Origin of the sequence: Burkholderia sp. WP42 (assembly GCF_000745665.1) — a bacterium.
In the GTDB taxonomy this organism is placed as follows: domain Bacteria; phylum Pseudomonadota; class Gammaproteobacteria; order Burkholderiales; family Burkholderiaceae; genus Burkholderia; species Burkholderia vietnamiensis.
This window is the reverse complement of sequence record NZ_KN050726.1, coordinates 203,441-221,616: the sequence shown is the minus strand read 5'-3', so window position 1 is coordinate 221,616 and position 18,176 is coordinate 203,441. Positions and strand designations below refer to the sequence as shown.

At 66.8% G+C, this 18,176-nt stretch carries 10 protein-coding genes and 1 pseudogene; 4 read left to right on the top strand and 7 right to left on the bottom strand.

Going from position 1 to position 18,176, the window contains the following annotated elements; translation table 11 throughout:
- The 7 genes from EX20_RS32365 to EX20_RS28890 all read right to left on the bottom strand — a co-directional run.
- Positions 1-4,590: ESPR-type extended signal peptide-containing protein (locus EX20_RS32365; RefSeq protein WP_269321576.1), on the bottom strand; the 4,590-nt coding region annotated here is incomplete at its 3' end.
- Positions 4,591-5,719: 1,129 nt separating this feature from the next.
- Positions 5,720-6,622 carry a hypothetical protein gene (locus EX20_RS28915; protein ID WP_014724012.1) on the bottom strand — a complete coding sequence of 301 codons (903 nt, stop codon included), beginning with the start codon at positions 6,620-6,622 and terminating at the stop codon, positions 5,720-5,722.
- Between the two features lie 92 nt (positions 6,623-6,714).
- Positions 6,715-6,933 (bottom strand): hypothetical protein, encoded by a 219-nt coding sequence (locus EX20_RS28910; protein WP_006749916.1) that lies wholly within the window; start codon positions 6,931-6,933, stop codon positions 6,715-6,717.
- 210 nt (positions 6,934-7,143) lie between these two features.
- Positions 7,144-7,794, bottom strand: a complete 651-nt coding sequence (locus tag EX20_RS28905) for an NADPH-dependent FMN reductase (protein ID WP_014724011.1) — start codon at positions 7,792-7,794, stop codon at positions 7,144-7,146.
- A 288-nt stretch (positions 7,795-8,082) separates the two neighbouring features.
- Positions 8,083-8,388 carry an NIPSNAP family protein gene (locus EX20_RS28900; protein WP_011880828.1) on the bottom strand — a complete coding sequence of 102 codons (306 nt, stop codon included), beginning with the start codon at positions 8,386-8,388 and terminating at the stop codon, positions 8,083-8,085.
- A gap of 115 nt (positions 8,389-8,503) precedes the next feature.
- Complete coding sequence (locus tag EX20_RS28895) at positions 8,504-9,862, bottom strand: DUF3999 domain-containing protein (RefSeq protein ID WP_034195517.1); 1,359 nt, start codon at positions 9,860-9,862, stop codon at positions 8,504-8,506.
- The gene (locus EX20_RS28890; protein WP_034195516.1) at positions 9,859-13,290 is read right to left on the bottom strand and encodes a DUF2339 domain-containing protein; all 3,432 of its coding nucleotides are present in this window, start codon (positions 13,288-13,290) and stop codon (positions 9,859-9,861) included. Before EX20_RS28890 ends, EX20_RS28895 begins: the two co-directional genes overlap by 4 nt.
- Before the next feature lie 94 nt (positions 13,291-13,384).
- Between EX20_RS28890 and EX20_RS28885 the strand changes: the two are divergent.
- From EX20_RS28885 to EX20_RS28870, 4 genes and pseudogenes are all read left to right on the top strand, one after another.
- Positions 13,385-15,058: pseudogene (locus EX20_RS28885) on the top strand (quaternary amine ABC transporter ATP-binding protein).
- Entirely contained in the window at positions 15,051-15,947 is an 897-nt protein-coding gene (gene choW / locus EX20_RS28880; protein ID WP_011880824.1) for a choline ABC transporter permease subunit, read from the top strand. The pseudogene EX20_RS28885 and the gene choW overlap by 8 nt, the downstream one beginning before the upstream one ends.
- 113 nt (positions 15,948-16,060) lie before the next feature.
- Complete coding sequence (locus EX20_RS28875) at positions 16,061-17,056, top strand: GlxA family transcriptional regulator (protein WP_011880823.1); 996 nt, start codon at positions 16,061-16,063, stop codon at positions 17,054-17,056.
- 120 nt (positions 17,057-17,176) lie between these two features.
- Positions 17,177-18,124: a choline ABC transporter substrate-binding protein gene (locus EX20_RS28870; protein WP_014724007.1), complete on the top strand. Its 948-nt coding sequence runs from the start codon at positions 17,177-17,179 to the stop codon at positions 18,122-18,124.
- The last annotated feature ends 52 nt before the right edge of the window (positions 18,125-18,176 follow it).

Sequence of the window (18,176 nt, the reverse complement as noted above, 5' to 3'; positions counted from 1 at the left end):
CGACGTGATCGAACTGGTCGCGGACGAGAGGCCGGTCGAGGTGGAAGTCGACAGCGAGGCCACTGAACTGTCGGTCGAGCTGAGGCCCGTGGACAACGAGTTGATGCCCGTCGAAGTCGACGTGGACAGCGAGGTGATCGAGCTGGTGGCCGACGACAAGCCCGTCGAGGTCGAGGTGGACAGCGACGCCACCGAGCTATCGGTGGAGCTGAGGCCCGTGGACAGCGAGCTGATGCCGGTCGAGGTCGACGTGGACAACGACGAGATCGAGCTGGTCGCCGACGAGAGACCCGTCGACGTGGACGTGGAGAGCGAGGCGACCGAGCTATCGGTCGAGCTGAGGCCGGTCGACAGCGAGCTGATCGAGCTCGTCGCCGATGACAGCCCCGTTGACGTCAAAGTCGACAACGACGCCACGGTGCTGTCGGTCGAGCTCAGGCCGGTGGACAGCGAGCTGATGCCCGTGGAGGTCGAGGTGGACAGCGACGAGATCGAGCTCGTCGCCGACGAAAGGCCCGTCGACGTGGACGTCGACAGCGAGGCCACGGTGCTGTCGGTCGAGCTGAGGCCAGTCGACAGCGAGCTGATCGAGCTGGTTGCCGTCGACAAACCCGTCGACGTCGAGGTCGACAACGACGCCACCGAACTATCAGTCGAGCTCAACCCCGTCGACAACGAAGTGATGCCGGTCGACAGCGACGAGATTGCGCTGCTGGACGACGACACCGTCGTCGACAGCGAATTCACCACCGAGTTGGTCGCGAACAGTTGCGAGCCGTTGATCGCATCGGTGCTGGTGGGCGTGATCTGGCCTGCCGCGACGTTGGTGATCTGGCGCGTGATGCCGGCGCTCGGGTCGCCGACGCTGACGGTGCTCGTCGGGTTGCCGCCCGCGAACGTGGTGGTCACGCCGCCGACGGTGCCGGTCGGCGTCGGGTTGGGCGCCGCGGTGACCGACCCGCTGCCGAGCGCGACGTCGCCGGCGTTGTTGGCGATGGCGTTCGGGCCGATCGCGACCGAGTCGGCGCCGAGCGCCTGGCTGTCGGCGGCCGTCGAATTCGCGTGGAAATACTTGATGCCCTGGCTGTTGATGCTGTCGATCGCGGAGCCGACGCTGTTCGCGGTGGACGTCGTGCCGTTCGCGTTGTACATCGTGTACGACGGAGCGGAAACCGCGCCTGTCGTCGGATCGTAGGCAGCGCCGCCGCCGAGCGCCGCGGCGGTGCTGTTGCCGAGATTGTCGGTCTTGGTCACGACCGTGCTCAGGCCGGTGGACAGCGAGCTGATGCCGGTCGAGGTCGACGTGGACAGCGACGTGATTGAGCTGTTGGCCGACGACAGGCCCGTCGACGTGGACGTCGACAGCGAAGCCACCGTGCTGTTGGTCGAGCTGAGACCGGTGGACAGCGAGCCGATGCCGGTCGATGTCGAGGTGGACAGCGACGTGATCGAGCTGGTGGCCGACGAGAGGCCGGTCGACGTGGAGGTCGACAGCGAGGCAACCGAGCTGGCGGTGGAACTCAGACCCGTGGACAACGAGCTGATGCCCGTGGAAGTCGACGTGGACAGAGAGCCGATCGAGCTGGTCGCCGACGAAAGGCCCGTCGACGTGGAGGTCGACAGCGAGCTGATGGAGCTGGTTGCGGACGACAGCCCAGTCGACGTCGAAGTCGAGAGCGATGCCACCGAACTGTCGGTCGAGCTCAGGCCGGTCGACAGCGAACTGATGCCCGTCGAAGTCGAGGTGGACAGCGACGTGATCGAGCTGGTTGCCGACGACAGCCCGGTCGACGTCGAGGTCGACAGCGAGGCGACCGAGCTGTCCGTCGAGCTCAGACCCGTCGACAACGAGCTGATACCGGTCGAGGTCGAGGTGGAGAGCGAGGTGATCGAGCTGGTGGCCGACGAGAGGCCGGTCGACGTGGAGGTTGACAGCGACGCAACCGAGCTGTCGGTGGAACTCAGACCCGTGGACAACGAGCTGATACCGGTCGACGTCGAGGTGGACAGCGACGTGATCGAACTCGTGGCCGACGACAAGCCGGTCGACGTGGACGTCGAGAGCGATGCCACCGAGCTATCGGTCGAGCTCAGGCCTGTCGACAACGAGCTGATACCGGTCGAGGTCGACGTGGAGAGCGAGCTGATCGAGCTGGTCGCGGACGACAGACCGGTCGACGTCGACGTCGACAGTGAGGCCACCGAGCTATCGGTCGAACTGAGGCCGGTCGACAGCGAACTGATGCCGGTCGAGGTCGACGTGGACAGCGACGTGACGGAGCTCGTCGCCGACGAGAGGCCGGTCGACGTGGAGGTCGACAGCGATGCCACCGAACTGTCGGTCGAGCTCAGGCCGGTGGACAACGAGCTGATACCGGTCGAGGTCGAGGTGGACAGCGATGTGATCGAGCTCGTTGCCGACGACAAGCCCGTCGACGTGGACGACGACAGTGACGTCACCGAACTGTTGGTCGAGCTGAGGCCGGTGGACAGTGAGCTGATACCCGTCGAGGTCGACGTGGACAGCGACGTGATCGAACTGGTGGCCGACGACAAGCCCGTCGACGTGGACGACGAAAGCGACGTCACCGAGCTGTTGGTCGAGCTGAGGCCGGTGGACAGCGAGCTGATACCCGTCGAGGTCGAGGTGGAAAGCGACGCGATTGAACTCGTGGCCGATGACAAACCGGTCGACGTGGACGACGACAGCGACGTCACCGAGCTGTTGGTCGAGCTGAGGCCGGTGGACAGCGAGCTGATACCCGTCGAGGTCGAGGTGGAAAGCGATGTGATCGAGCTCGTTGCCGACGACAAGCCCGTCGACGTGGACGACGACAGCGACGTCACTGAGCTATTAGTCGAGCTCAGGCCCGTCGACAGGGAACTGATACCGGTCGAGGTCGAAGTGGAAAGCGAGACCACCGAACTATTGGTCGAGCTGAGACCTGTCGACAACGAGCTGATGCCCGTGGACGTCGAGGTGGACAGCGACGTGATCGAGCTATTGGCCGACGACAGCCCCGTCGACGTGGAGGTCGAAAGCGACGTCACCGAACTGTTGGTCGAGCTCAGGCCGGTGGACAGCGAGCTGATACCCGTCGAGGTCGAAGTGGAAAGCGAGCTGATCGAACTGGTTGCCGACGACAGACCCGTCGAAGCCGAAGTTGACAGCGACGTGATCGAGCTGGTGGCCGATGACAAGCCCGTCGACGTGGACGACGAAAGCGACGTCACCGAGCTGTTGGTGGAGCTCAGGCCGGTGGACAGCGAGCTGATGCCGGTCGACGTCGAGGTGGACAGCGAGACCACCGAACTATTGGTCGAGCTGAGACCCGTCGACAACGAGCTGATGCCCGTGGAAGTCGACGTAGACAGCGACGTAATCGCGCTATTGGCCGACGAGAGGCCGGTCGACGTCGACGACGAAAGCGACGTCACCGAACTATTGGTCGAACTGAGCCCGGTCGACAGCGAGCTGATACCCGTGGAAGTCGACGACGAAAGCGACGTCACCGAACTATTGGTCGAACTGAGGCCCGTGGACAACGAACTGATGCCGGTCGAAGTCGACGTAGAAAGCGAAGTAATCGAACTACCAACCGTCGACAGCCCCGTCGACGTCGAAGTCGAAAGACTGCTGATACTTGACGTCGTCGTGCTGGCGACCGAATAGAGCTGGCTTCCGTTGACCGCATCGGTGCTGCCCGAAGTCACGAGCCCGGCCGCGACGTTCTGGATCCGCCGCTCCGCGCCGGGGCTGCCGATGCTCACGACCCCCGCGGCCGAGCTCGTGCCGGCGAACCCGGTGAACGTCTGCGTGCCGACCGTCGCGCTGCCGACGGCCCCGGTGCCTGCCGTCGTCGTACCGCTCGTGCTTGTGGTCACGGCGTTCTTGCCGAGCGCGACCGAGCCGGCGACGTTGGCCGTCGCGCCGTTGCCGAGCGCGGTCGCGCCGCTGGCCGCCGCGGTCGCGGCGGAACCCAGCGCCGTTGCGTCGGTGCCGGCCGACGTGACGACCGAGTTGGCGCCGATCGCAACGCCCGACGTCGCCGCCGCATCGACATTGGAGAACCGGCCGATCGCGATCGCGTTCGTGCCTGCCGCGACCGCACCGCCCGTGCCGCTGCTGTTGCCGCCGCCCAGCGCGACCGAACTGATGCCCGATGCCGTCGTGTCGTTGCCGACCGCGGTCGCGCCGGTATTGAGTGCCGTGGAGCCGGAACCGATGCCGATCGAGCTCGAGCCGGTGGCCACGGAACGCTGACCGAATGCTTGCGAATAGTTGCCCGACGCTGTCGCGTTCGCGCCAATCGCGATCGAGGTTGCGCCGCTGGCCGTCGTCGTGCTGCCGGCGTTGCCGCCGATCGCGATCGCCTGCGACCCCGACGCGACGACGGAGCCGCCGAACCCGCCCGCACTGTACTGCGCGTGCGCGACGTTGCCGACCGTCGCCCCCGCGACGAGCGCCACTGCCGCAACAGCCTTCGCGACGGCGGATTTGTTCGGCTTACCCCGTGCCGAGTCGTGTTCCGAGGCCGCGACCCAGGCGCCGAGAGCTTCGTTCCAGATCGAGCGGTATGTGCGGTTCATGTCCTGCTGCCTCCAAATAAGCGCGCCGCACACACCGCCTTTCATTAGACGAATATTTCGTGCGCTCGCGCGAAACTCTTAATCGATGCGCGAATTTTATTTGAGGCGTTATTTGGAAATTGATAAACAGTGATAAATGTAGTGCGTGGAAGTTTAAAGAATCGTTAATACATCGCGATTTGATTTATTGATTAACAACCAATCCGAAAGTATGAAGAATTGTTTTTGTAAAGTGCCGGAGGTCTGATGTTCACGCATAAAAGTCGTGTGAAATCAATGGTTTGCATGGGTTGTTTGCGCGATGGCGCGCATTTTGGCCCCGAAAAGGTAGGAAGAATTGAATAGCAAACGTTTGCGCGTCGCATGTTTCTTTCTGTTCTGTAATGCGACCACGATGTCGATCTACAAGAATATGAACATATTTATCAATTCGCTATTTTAATATCATGAGTGGCATTTTTATTATGTCGTTAATCATGGGGGATAATCGATTGACGACGCGGGGCGAGCCGTCGCGATATGCTGAATTGCGCATCGCGCCGCCCGCGCTGGTCCGTCGGGCGGGCTTCCGGCAGCGCTCACTATCAGTCGATGACAAAGAAACCGCTGCAGCGCAATCGCTCGCTAATTGAGAGCACATGTTGAAACGATCCTATTGATCGTGTTCCATATGGCGGGCAATTGAGCGATTCGGCTAATCGCCGATGGGGGCAGCCGGAGGCTCCAACCGCTCGGCTGCGCGAAGCCACCGGCGGGCGCGAAATTGTCAGATCATCGCCGCCGCGTCCGGGCCGACTGTCCACGGCGCAACTCCGTTACGAGGAGCGGCAAGCCGAGCAGCGAAGTGGAAACGCGAGTAGGAACGGCGATGCGCCATCGCATTCGAAACGGCCGTGCGGTAATGGCCGCGCACTGACCGGCATCGTGTCGCGCGCGATGCGACCCGGCCAAATCGGGAACCGTGCGTTTTTGCTCCGGGAGCAAGCCTGCAAACGTTGCGCGGCGGGCACAGCATGAGCCGGACGACACCACGATGGCGCCACCTGCCGCCCCGTTGGCCAGCACGAATCGCCGGCGGTCCGCGGCCGCGATACTCGTTCGCCGCAGAACCGCCCCGTCGCAACGACGCCTATTTCCGCAGAAAGCGCAGCGCGAGCCGCGCCATGCGCGGCACGAACGTCGGGCGCAGCAGCCGCTCGTCGTACCCGGCCATGCGTCGGTCGTTCTCCGTCAGACACAGCTCGATCAGCTCGCGCGGGTCGAGTGCGTCGCCGATTTCGGCGGTGCTCGTCGCCGGAAAGTTCGCGTCGTGCGCCACGCCGTCCGTATCGATCCCGCGCGCGATGCCGACGCGCTCCCATATCAGGAACGCCCATACGGCGACGACACGGGCGAAGAACCACGGTCGTCGCCACCACGGCAGATTGCGCCAGTACCACGCGTACCAGTTCACGAAGAACAGGATGTGGCGGCCTTCCTCCTGGATCACCGGTTCGAACGTCTCGACGAGTTCGGCCGGGAAATAGCCGGAGCGCTGCGCGGAGCGGAACAGCCCGAACGCGAAGAAGCTGTCGATGCATTCGCTGAAGCCGGTCACCATCCACGACCACTCCGCGTCCTTCGGCGCCGGATACGGCGGTTCGGGCGCAAGCTCGATGCCGTATGCGGCCACCAGCTTCGACAGCACGACCTTGTGGCGCGCTTCCTCGCCGCCGTCCATGTCGAGTGCGCTGCGCAGTAGCGGATCGTCGACGGTTGCCGCGAAGGTGGCGACGCGGACCGACGCGCGGCCTTCCGTCTGCACGGCGATGTCCCAGATCGGCAGCGACGTGAGCCGCTTGAGCGCGTCGGGTTTCAGCGGCGGCCAGTCGATGACGGCCGGTTTGTATGGGTTGTGCGTATCGAGGAGCATGCGGCAGAACATCCGCTTGTGCGCATCGGAACCGATCTTGACGGGACCTTGACTCTCGAAGGTCCAGTGGCGCATGGCGTGATCTGCCGCTGCATGTTGTTCCTGCAGCGTGTCGGACATGGCTATTGTTATATGATTACAAGACGAAAGATTCTTGCATAGCTTTCGTCAGCGCGTATTTTCGTGCAGCCCGGCGCTGCCGCGCATCGCGCTCACGCCTGCGTGTCGACCCACAGGCGTCCCCAGCGGGATGCATACGCGAGCGCGTGTTCCTCTTCGAAAAAGAAATCGATCGCGTCGAACGACACGGCGCGCGGCGACGGGCCGCCGCTCGCCTTCTCGATCGTCAGGTTCGCGGCGAACAGCCCGTTCGGCAGACGGGCGGCGGCGGGGGCGACTTCGTAGCCCTTGTAGCGGATCGTGCGGTTCATGGCTCGCGCTTGGAAGGTACGGGCTTTCAGCGTACGAAAACCCGCGCCGCGCGTGAACCAATCTTTCGGCTAATGCAAATCACGCGGTGAGCCGAATCGTTATCGGCTGGGGGAGTCGCGAACGGCGGGAGCATCGCGGCGGACGCCGCTTGAACGAGCGAACGCCGCGCGCGCGGCGAACGTCGCCGGCCGCGCGCGGGCGGTGTGCGGTTACTGGTTGGCGATCTTCAGTACGGGCGCGAGCGCGTCGACCGATGCAGCGTGCGTGGCCGCGCGATGCGACGCGAACGCGAGCGCGAATTCGGCCGCCTGCGAGCCGACCGTCTCGAGCTGCGCGACGACCTTCGGGTCCGAGCAGCTTTCGGCGCTCTCGAAGCGCGTTTCGAGCGTATTGACGGTCGCACCGAACGGCGTCGGCCAGCCGCGCAACGCATGGACGATCGACCGCAGCGACGTGAGCACGGTGCCGGCGGCCTGCCAGCCGTACGCGGTGACGATCAGGCCGACCGCGCGGCCGTCCAGATACGGGCGCTCGTCGGCGCGCAGTTCCTCGAGCGTGTCGAGCGCGTTCTTCACGAGGCCGGACACGCCGCCGTGATAGCCCGGCGTCGCGATGATGATCGCGTCGGCCTCGCGCACGGCGTCGATCAGCTCGCGCTGTGCGTCGGTCAAGGCCTTGTGCTCGGGGGCGTAGTGCGGCAGCGTGTGCAGGAACGGGCCGTCGAACAGGCGCGTGCGCGCACCGGCCGCCTGTGCGCCGCGCAGCGCGAACGACAGCGCGCGCTCGGTCGACGATGCGGCCCGGGTGGTGCCGCCGATGCCGACCACGAACGGCCGGCGGTGTTGATCGAATGCAGTCAAGGGGCGCTCCTTGGGGATGGTTGCCCGGCTAAGCGCAGGCTTAAAACCAGATGGTAACGACCCCGCCGCCACTCTGAAAACGACTTTTCGTTCTATCGATATGCGATGCGCGCAGGTCGCGCGCGGATGCGGCGCCGCAGATGGATAGCAGAAATGCTTGGTTGGGACGCCATGCCGGGCTCGATATGATGAGCCCGTCTCCTCCATGATGTCTCTACTGACATGGGTTGGCCCCGCCGCGCGGATGCAGGCGGGGCTTTTTTTCGTCCGGCGCCGCAACGGCGCGGCTTACTCGAACACCGGCCGGAAGAAGCTGCGCTCGTAGCTGACGATGCAGCGCGTTTCCTCCGCGTAACGGAACGCGGCCTGGCATGCCGGGTCGGCCTTCGAGCGTTCGCGGTAGCGCTCGTATTCGGCAAGGCTCGGGAACGAGAACATCGCGAGCGCGATGTTGCTCGCGCCCTCGGACGGCAGGAAGTAGCCGTGATGCGTGCCGCCGAATTGCTCGACGAGCGGAATCCACATCTTGCCGTAGGTTTCGAACTGCTCGAGTTTGTACGGATCGACGACGTAACGAAGAAAGCAGGTGACCATGGGCGCTCGCAGGGCGGTGAACGAGCAGCGAGCATGGAATGCGCGGCCGGCCGTGTCAACGGGGCGCCGTCCCGCGCATGGGTCCGGCGCCGTCATCCTGCCGCGCGATGCCGCGTCATTCGTCGCGCTTGCGTACCTCGCCGCTGCCGCGCGCGAGACGCCACGCGATCGTGCCGAGCACCGCGACCGCGGCGACCAGCGCGCCCCACAGCACGTAGCGGCGGGTCGCGTCCGCGTCGGCGCTCGGCTCCGGCGCGGCCTCCGACGTCGCCAAAGCCGCGCCCACGCGCGCGGGACGCACTTCGGGCGCCATGCCGATCAGCAGCGCATCGCGGCTCACGGCCGACGACGACAGCGCCGCATTGCCGACTCCGAGCGTGAAGGGCGGCGTGCCGCGCGCGACGAACGTCAGCGCGGCCGGATGCCAGCCGATCGCCACGGCCGGCTGACCGCCGCCGAGCCCGCCGTTGCGCATGTCGACGACGATGCGCCAATCACGATCGGGATTCGGCGCGAACGCGAGCGGCGGGTTGCGTTGCTCGCCGCCGTTGCGTTGCAGCCGGAACAGCACCGCATCGGCGACGTCGCGCCACGGCGACTGCGCATCGGGCCGGCTCTGCACCGTTGCGCGCGCAACCGTATTCGGCTGCGGCAGGTCGATGCGCAAGCGGTCGACCGGATACGGGCCGTCGGTGTCGAACCGGTATTCGCCCGGCGTGTCGCCGGCTCGCACGTGTACGGCGTCGCGCCATTGACGCGGCACCGCGGCGGCTTCCACCGCGCGCGCATCGCGCGGACGCGTCTCGACGTCGATCGAAGCGATCGACGGCACGTCGTCGAGCCATTCGAGCCGCAGGTAGCGCGAACTCATGCCGTCGAGTGCGATACGTTCCTGCACCAGCGTGTCGCCGCCGCGCGCCACCTTCAGCAACTGCACGCTGCCGAGCGAGCGCCAGTCGTGCAGATCGTCGCTGGCCTCGACCGCGACGCGTCCCTGGTAGCTGTCGTCGCCGAGGTGCACGAGCAGCGCGTCGACGTCGCCGTCCACATGAGACAGGTCGACGAGATCCACCGCATGCGTCGCGCGTGCCGGCGCGGCGAGCGTCGCGCGTAGCGAGCCGTCCGGCGCGACCGCTACGCCGAGCGGTGCGCGGTCGTCGTTCCCGCGCGTGCGCGGCAGCGCGAACCAGTGTGCCGGCGTGCGCGTCGGCGGCAACGCGGCCGCGGTCGTCGCGGGCGCATCGAGCGAATACGGCACCGGCTCGCCCGCGCCGTTGAAGATCCGCACGTCGCCGAGGTCGTCGCGCCGGCTGCCCGCATAGACGGGTTGCGGCACGGTGAGCTGGTAATACGCGGCGCTGCCGTCGAGATCGAGCGCGAAGCGCCGTGCGACGCGTTCGGCGCCGGGCGGGCCGCCGGCGGCCGCGAACGAAGTCAGCAGGCTCAGGCCGAGCAGGGCTGCGAGTCGCTTCATGATTGGCGATCGTCCGGTTGAGCCGCTGCCTTCGGCGGCAGCGGCGAGAAATAGCCGATCAACAGCAGCAGCACGCCGATGCCGATGAACGACACGATGCGTTCGATGCCGGTGACGTGCGACAGGTCGAACACGAACAGCTTGATCACCGTGAGCGCGAGCAGCGCGGCGCCGACGAACCACAGCGGACGCAGCCCGCGGCGCGTTGCCCAGATCATCGTCGCGAGCGCGCAGAGCGTCCAGTACACGGACACGGACGCCTGCACGAGCGTCGATTCCGCCATCGCGTCGAACGCATAAGGCACGCCCGCCCAGTGATGGAGCGTGCGCAGCAGGATCGCGTTCAGCCACAGGAACGCCGTCGCGCCGGCCGCCGCGAGCAGCTCGACGCGATACGCGCCGAACGACCAGCCGAGCCGGCGCACGCGCACGAACCACGACGCGGCGAGCGCGTAGACGGCCACCAGCACGAGATCAAGCGGATTGAGCAGCGGGATGCGCGCCCAGCTGCCGCCGTCCTGCGTGAAGTTCGCGTAGAAGGTCCAGAGCCACATCACGACGATCAGCGGCAGCGACGCGAGCGCGCAGATGCGTGCGATGGCGTCGCGCCGCATCAGCCACATGCCTGCGAACGCGAACACGCTCCAGCCGACCATGAACACCTGCTGAATGCCGAACGACGACAGCACGGCGTCGACGTCGTAAGCGAGGTGGAAATGGTGATGCAGCGTGCGCAGCAGCAGCGCGTTGAACCACAGGAACACCGTCGCGAGCGCCGCGAGATCGGCCGCGAGCGGATGCCACGTCACGCCGAGCGCTTTCAGGCGGCGCAGCCACATCGCGAACGCGACGAAGATCAACAGCTGCGCGACGTCGAGCGGATTGAGGATCGGCAGCCAGAACAGCGGCGACGCGTCGCCGTCGCTCGTCACGCTCGCGATGCTCCACAGCCACAGCAACGCGGCGAGCGGTGCGGCGCCCCACAGCTGGTAGGCGCGCGGGTACGCGCCGATCGGCCAGCGCAGCCGCGAGCCGGGGCCCGAAACCAGCAGGAGCAGCGCGCCGAAGCCGTACGCCCATGCGCTCCAGCTCCACGCGCCTTCGGGCACGAACGCGCGCAAGCGCCAGAAGCCTTCGAGCGAGCACAAGCCGCACAAGGTCCAGAACATCAGCGTGTGCAGCGGCGCGAGCCACGCCGCGGGCACGGCTGCGACGGTCGGCGCGCCGGCTGCGGCGCGGGCCGTCGTCGATGCCGCCGAGGCCTCGGATGCAGCCGAGGCCGGAATCGCGCGCGACTGGCGCAGCAGCAGCGCATAGCATGCGATCACGGCGATCGGCCACGCGAACGCGCCTATGCCGGACAGCGGCGCGTCGTGCGTATCGAACGCGCGGATGGCGAGCAGCGCGAGCACCGGCGTCAACGCGAGCGCGGGCCATTCGGCGATCGGCCACGCGAGCTTGCGGCGCGCCAGGTGCGCGAGCCAAGCGGTGCCGGCCGCGAACAGCGCGGTCGCATCGACGACGAAGCGGTCCGCATGCAGATCGACGTGGCGGCTCGCATAGACGAGGATCTCGTGCAGCCCGCCGCTGAGCCACCACAACAGCCCCCAGACCGCGGCCGCCGAGCCCACGTCGGGCATCCACGCATGCCACGCGCGCGCTTCGTTGCGCCCGTGCAGCCACCAGCCGGTGAAGAGCCCGGCGAGCGCGATCAGCAGCATCGCGATGTACGGGCTGTTGAGCACCGGCAGCGCGTTCGCGTCGGGCGCGCCAAGCAGGCTCGTGAAGAACGCGCCGGCGGCCGCGAGTTGCATCGACAGGCCGAAGGCGAACGGCGCGAGGCGCCGTTCACGCACGCCGACCCACACGATCGCCGCGCCTTCGATCGCCCACGCGGCGCTCGTCGTCGGGCCGGAGAACGCGAGCGGCACCGCGAGCGTCGCGAAGATCACCGCGAGCGCGAGCATCGCGTCGAACAGCAGCGCGAGACGCGCGCGGCGCCGCGCGAGCCACGCGACGACCACGAGGTAGAACGCCGACAGCGCGACCGCGCTCCACGCGAGCGCGAACGGGATGTCCTTCACGAGCGCCGCCTGCAGCGCGGTCGCGACGATCGGCGTGCCGAACACGAGCGTGCCGTCGACGTAGTGACGCAGCGCCAGCTCGCGCTTCACCGCATACAGCAGCGCGATGCCGACGTACATCAGGAAGAACAGGATCAGGAACGGTTCGGTGCTCGCCAGCAACGCGGGACGATACGCGGTCACGCCCCACGCCGAACCGATCGTGAACGTGAACACGAAGCCGAGCAGATTCAGCGGACGCCAAGCCTTGAACCATGCGATCGCGAACACGCCCGCGTTCAGCAATGCGTAGTAGCTGAACAGCGCGACGTGGCTGCCGTGTCCGGTCGACAGCAGCACCGGCGCGAGGAAGCCGCCCGCGGTGCCCATGAACGCGAGCGGCAGCGCGTTCTGCATCACCGCGAGGAACGCGCCGAGCGCGCATATCGCGACCATCAGCGGGAACGCCGCGCCGACCGGCAGCAGCGCGTAGAGCTTGGTGGCGGCGAAGATCGTCAGATACAGGATGCCGATGCCGCCGCCTTGCAGCACGAGCCCGTATGCCGCGCGCCGCGCGCGCACGCGCCAGCCGATCGCGAGCAGCGCGGCCGCGGCGAGCGCGGTGCCGGCCAGGCGGAATTCGATCGGCAGCAGGTCGTTGTCGGCGGCGTACTTGAGCAGGAACGCGACGCCGAAGAACAGCACGATGATGCCGACCCGCACGACCGTGTTGCCACCGAGCAGCCAGTCGCGCGCGGCGCGCAGCGCGCGCTCCGCGATACCGGGCTCGCGCGGCTTCGGCGGGGCGGGTGGTGCGGGCGGCGTGGTCGCGGCGGGCGTAAGCGTCGGTGCGACGGCGGCCGCAGGCTCGGCGCTCGGGCGCGCCGAAGCGGCAGGCGCAGGCGCAACCGCGATCGTCGACGCCGGCGTGGCGACACGCGCGGGCACCGGTTGCACCGACGGTTGCGGCGGCATCGCGGCGGGTGACGGCGTGACAGCCGGTTTGCCCGCCGGTATGACCGCCGACGCGTGCGCGGCGCTGCCGGCCGCGACGCCGGCGTTCGCGCCGGCCAGCTGCCCGCGTAGCGCGTCGAGCTCGTGGGTGAGCGCGTCGACGGTCGCTTCGAGCCGCGCGACGCGATCGGCGAGCGGCACCACCACAGATGGCGGCGCGCTGCCGGGTGTGGAAATTGCAGATGCGTCGGATGTCGTGTCGCCGCTCGTGCGCCTGCCTTGCTGCAGCGCGTAGCCGACGCAGAATCCGGTCACCGCGCCGAGCAGCGCGCCGGTGGCGACCGAGACATCCCCGAACAATGCGGCGATACCGCCCGCGATGAAGCCGATTGCGGCCAAGGCCCAAGTCATCGCCTAACTCCCTCTCTCATTTCGTTATCGTCCTTCGATCGTCGCGCTGCCCGATCGAGGCGGTTTTTCCATTCTGGCCGGCAGGCGAACCGGCATGCGCGCACCGCTCGAGCGTGCGCCGCGCAAGGCGCGCGGTGATGTCCCGAATGGCGTGGTTGCCGGCAATGTATCACAGTGGCCATGCGGGAATTTCAGGGTTGCCGACGGCCCGCGAACGTGGCGGTACACGTTCGCGATGCAGTCTTTTCGTACGACCATTCTTTTAATTTGCGCACGGCGCCGCGACGCGGCCGATCGGACGCAAAATTGTCGTAAAGCGACGCGCGCCACTTGTGTTTTTTCGCCCGACTGCGCGGGTTACGCGTCGCGCTGCTGCGCACAAGTCCGGGACGCGATGCCCGTCGTTGCTGACGCTGCGCGTAGTGCGTCGCCGCAATCGGGGGTCGCCGCGCGCCGCGGCCCGCGGGGCGCGGCTGTGGGGTGTGTCGTATTTGCGCAAGCGTTTGTCGTAATTCGTCGGCAGGTCGGGGTTTTTTCTGGCAACTATGTAGGCACGCTAGACACGCGTGAGTCCCCGCTACACGAGGAGAAGGTTTCGATGGATGCCCCCAAGGTCGTGGTCGAAGGTCTGTGCAAGGTGTTTGGAAGTAACCCGCAACAGGCGCTCGACATGCTTGCCGCCGGCGCGACGAAAGATGATGTGCTCAAGCGTACCGGTCAGGTCGTCGGCGTGCACAACGTATCGTTCGACGTGCAGGAAGGCGAAATATTCGTGCTGATGGGCCTGTCCGGCTCCGGCAAATCCACGCTGATCCGCCTCGTGAACCGGCTGGTCGATCCGAGCGCCGGCAAGGTGCTGATCGACGGGCTCGACGTCGCGTCGGCGCGCCGCTCGGCGCTCACCGCGCTGCGCCGCAAGGACATGAGCATGGTGTTTCAGTCGTTCGCGCTGATGCCGCATCGCACCGTGGTGTCGAACGCCGCGTTCGGCCTCGAGGTCGCGGGCGTCGGCAAGAAGGAGCGCGAGCGGCGCGCGATGGAAGTGCTCGAGCAGGTCGGGCTCGCGCCGTTCTCGCACAAGCTGCCGTCCGAGCTGTCGGGCGGGATGCAGCAGCGCGTCGGCCTCGCCCGCGCGCTCGCGGTGAACCCGTCGCTGATGATCATGGACGAGGCGTTCTCCGCGCTCGATCCGCTCAAGCGCCGCGAAATGCAGGACGTGCTGCTGCAACTGCAGAAGGAGCAGCGCCGCACGATCATGTTCGTGTCGCACGATCTCGAAGAGGCGCTGCGCATCGGCAACCGCATCGCGATCATGGAAGGCGGCCGGCTCGTGCAGGTCGGCACGCCGCAGGACATCATCGCGAACCCGGCCGACGAGTACGTGCGCGCGTTCTTCGACGGCATCGACACCAGCCGCTACCTGACGGCCGGCGACCTGATGCAGACGGGCGCCGTGCCGCTCGTGTCGAAGTGCGATGCGGAAGGCGTCGCGGCGACGCTGAACGGCAGCGCCGAATATGCGTTCGTGCTCGACGCGCAACGCAAGATCCGCGGCTTCGTCACGCGCGACGCGCTCGGTCAGGCCACGCCGTCGGTGCGGCCGATCGAGAGCATCCGGCGCGACGCGTCGCTCGAACATGTCGTCGCGCGCGTCGTCGCGAGCCCGAATGCGCTGCCCGTCGTCGACGACGAAGGCTGCTACTGCGGCTCGGTCGACCGCGCACTTATCCTGAAGGCCATCACGCGTTCGCGAGGCTCCCATGTCTGAAATCATTCCACTCGGCAGCTGGGTCGACCAGTCCGTTCACTATCTGCTCGATCACGACGCAAAGACCTTCGACGCGATCGGCCAGGCGATCGAGAGCCTCGCCGCATTGGTCGAACACGGCCTGCAGGCGATTCCGATGTGGCTGATGATGGCGATCTTCATCGGCGTCGGGCTGTGGCGCGTCGGCTGGCGCTTCGCGCTGTTCACCACCGCATCGCTGCTGCTGATCTTCGCGACCGGCTTCTGGGATCAGACGGTCATCACGCTCGGCCTCACGCTGTCGTCGACGATCATCAGCCTCGTGCTCGGCATTCCGCTCGGCATCTGGGCGGCCAAGAGCAAGTGGGTCGCCGCGACCCTGCGCCCGGTCCTCGACCTGATGCAGACGATGCCCGCCTTCGTCTATCTGATTCCGGCCGCGATGCTGTTCGGCCTCGGCCGCGTGCCGGGCATCCTGTCGACGGTGATCTTCGCGATGCCGCCGGCCGTGCGGCTGACGAGCCTCGGCATCCGCCACGTGAACCGCGAGATCGTCGAAGCCGGCCAGGCGTTCGGCTGCACGCCGTGGCAACTGCTGTACAAGGTGCAGTTCCCGAACGCGCTGCCGTCGATCATGCAGGGCGTGAACCAGACGATCATGATGGCGCTGTCGATGGTCATCATCGCGTCGATGGTCGGCGCGGGCGGTCTCGGCAACGACGTGCTGGCGAGTATCCAGCGCCTCGACATCGGCCTCGGCTTCGAAAGCGGTCTGTCGGTCGTGCTGCTCGCGATCATCCTCGACCGCATCACCGAGAGCTTCGGCCGCGCGCCGGGTGCCGTGAAAGCGCCGCTGTTCTCGGGCCTGAAGCACCTGTTCCGCGCGAAGGCCGCGCCCGCGCAAGCGTAACGCCCGGCGGCCGCGCACCGCGGCCGCTTTTCCCGATCCGATACCGGCTTCCGTGGCCTGCGCCATGGGGCTGGCTGCGTGCAACCTGATCAACCGTTCGCCAGGAGCCCGATGTGACGTTCGCCGCCGCCGCACCCGCCCCCTGCGTTTCACCGGTTTCTTCCCTCGCTCATTTCGGTTTTCTCACGCTGCCGAACTTCTCGATGATCGCGTTTTCGAGCGCGGTCGAAGTGCTTCGGATGGCCAATTACGTCGGCCGCGCCGATCACTACAAGTGGTCGATCTATTCGCTCGACGGCAAGCCGGCGCAGGCCAGCAACGGCATCGCGGTGCGGCCCACTCAGGCGCTCGACCATGACAACCTGCCCGACGTGATGATCGTGTGCGGCGGCGTGCGCATCCGCGACGTGGTCGACGACGTCGCGCGCGACACGTTGCTCGCGCTCGCCGAGCGCGGGCTGCCGCTCGGCGGCATCTGCACCGGCGCGTATGCGCTGATGTCGAGTGGGTTGCTCGACGGCTATCGCTGCACCGTGCATTGGGAGAATCTGTCGGCGCTGCATGCCGAGTTTCCGCGCGTCGGTTTCGCCGACGAGCTGTTCGTCGTCGATCGCGACCGCCTCACCTGCACCGGCGGCACCGCGCCGCTCGACCTGATGCTGAACCTCGTCGGCATGCGCTTCGGCCAGCAGCTCGCCGCGCAGGTGTCCGAGCAATTCATTCTCGAGCGTATCCGCAGCGCCACCGACACGCAGCCGATTCCGGTCGATGCGCGCGTGGGTTTTTCGCGGGCGGAGCTGATCGAGGTCGTGCGGCTGATGGAGGCGAACATCGAGGAGCCGCTGTCGCTCGAGGAGCTCGCGCGGCTCGTGCGGCTGTCGCAGCGTCACCTGCAGCGCATGTTCAAGGTGTATCTGAACGTCTCGCCCACCCACTACTACCTGACGCTGCGACTGAAGCGCGCGCGCGACCTGCTGCGCACGACCGACGCGTCGATTGCGCGCGTGACGACGACGTGCGGCTTTCATTCGCCGTGTCATTTCAGCAAGGCGTATCGCGCGCAGTTCGGTCACGCGCCGAGCTACGAGCGCCGCCTGCCGGGGCGCTGACGCGAACGGCGCACCGATACGCGAACCATCCGGTCCGCGACGCCGCCGGGATCGCGGCGCGCGGCTTTACCCATCGATCCCGTAGCCCAAGCAAACGACGTCACTTTGAGGAGAAGAAAGATGAAGCGCCTATTGATCGCAACGGTATGCGGGATCGGGATGGCAGCGCCGATGTCGGCGGTTTACGCGGCCGACCCGCCCGTGTGCAAGACCGTGCGCTTCGCGGACGTCGGCTGGTCCGACATCGCGGCCACCACCGGCCTCGCATCGGCGATGCTGCAGGGGCTCGGCTACACGCCGACCAAGACGATCGCGTCGGTGCCGATCACGTTCGCGGGCATCAAGAGCAAGCAGATCGACGTGTTCCTCGGCTACTGGTCGCCGACGATGGACCCGATCATCCAGCCGTTCACGAAGGCCGGGCAGATCAAGGTGCTCGCCACGCCGAACCTGACCGGCGCGAAATACACGCTCGCGGTGCCGGACTACGTGTACCAGGGCGGCCTGAAGTCGTTCGCCGACATCCAGAAGTTCGCGGACAAGCTCAACGGCAAGATCTACGGGATCGAGCCGGGTAACGACGGCAATGCGCTGATCAAGAAGATGATCGACGGCAACCAGTTCGGCCTCGGCAAGTTCAAGCTGGTCGAGTCGAGCGAGGCGGGGATGCTGGTCGAAGTGAATCGCGCGATCCGCGACAAGCAGTGGATCGTGTTCCTCGGCTGGGAGCCGCATCCGATGAACGTGCAGATGAAGATCGACTATCTGAGCGGCGGCGACGACGTGTTCGGCCCGAACTACGGCGAAGCGAAGGTGCTGACCGCCACGCCGCCCGACTACGCGCAACGCTGCCCGAACGTCGCGAAGTTCGTGTCGAACCTGCAGTTCACGACGACCATCGAGAACCACGTGATGGTGCCGATCATGAACAAGCAGGACCCGAACAAGGCCGCCACCGAGTGGCTGAAGGCGAATCCGCAATCGCTCGACAAGTGGCTGGCCGGCGTGACGACGATCGACGGCAAGCCCGGCTTGCCGGCGGTGAAGGCGTATCTCGGCGTGCATTGAGCGAGGTCGTACACGGCGCGCCGGCCGAATGGTCCGGCGCGCCGGACCTCGC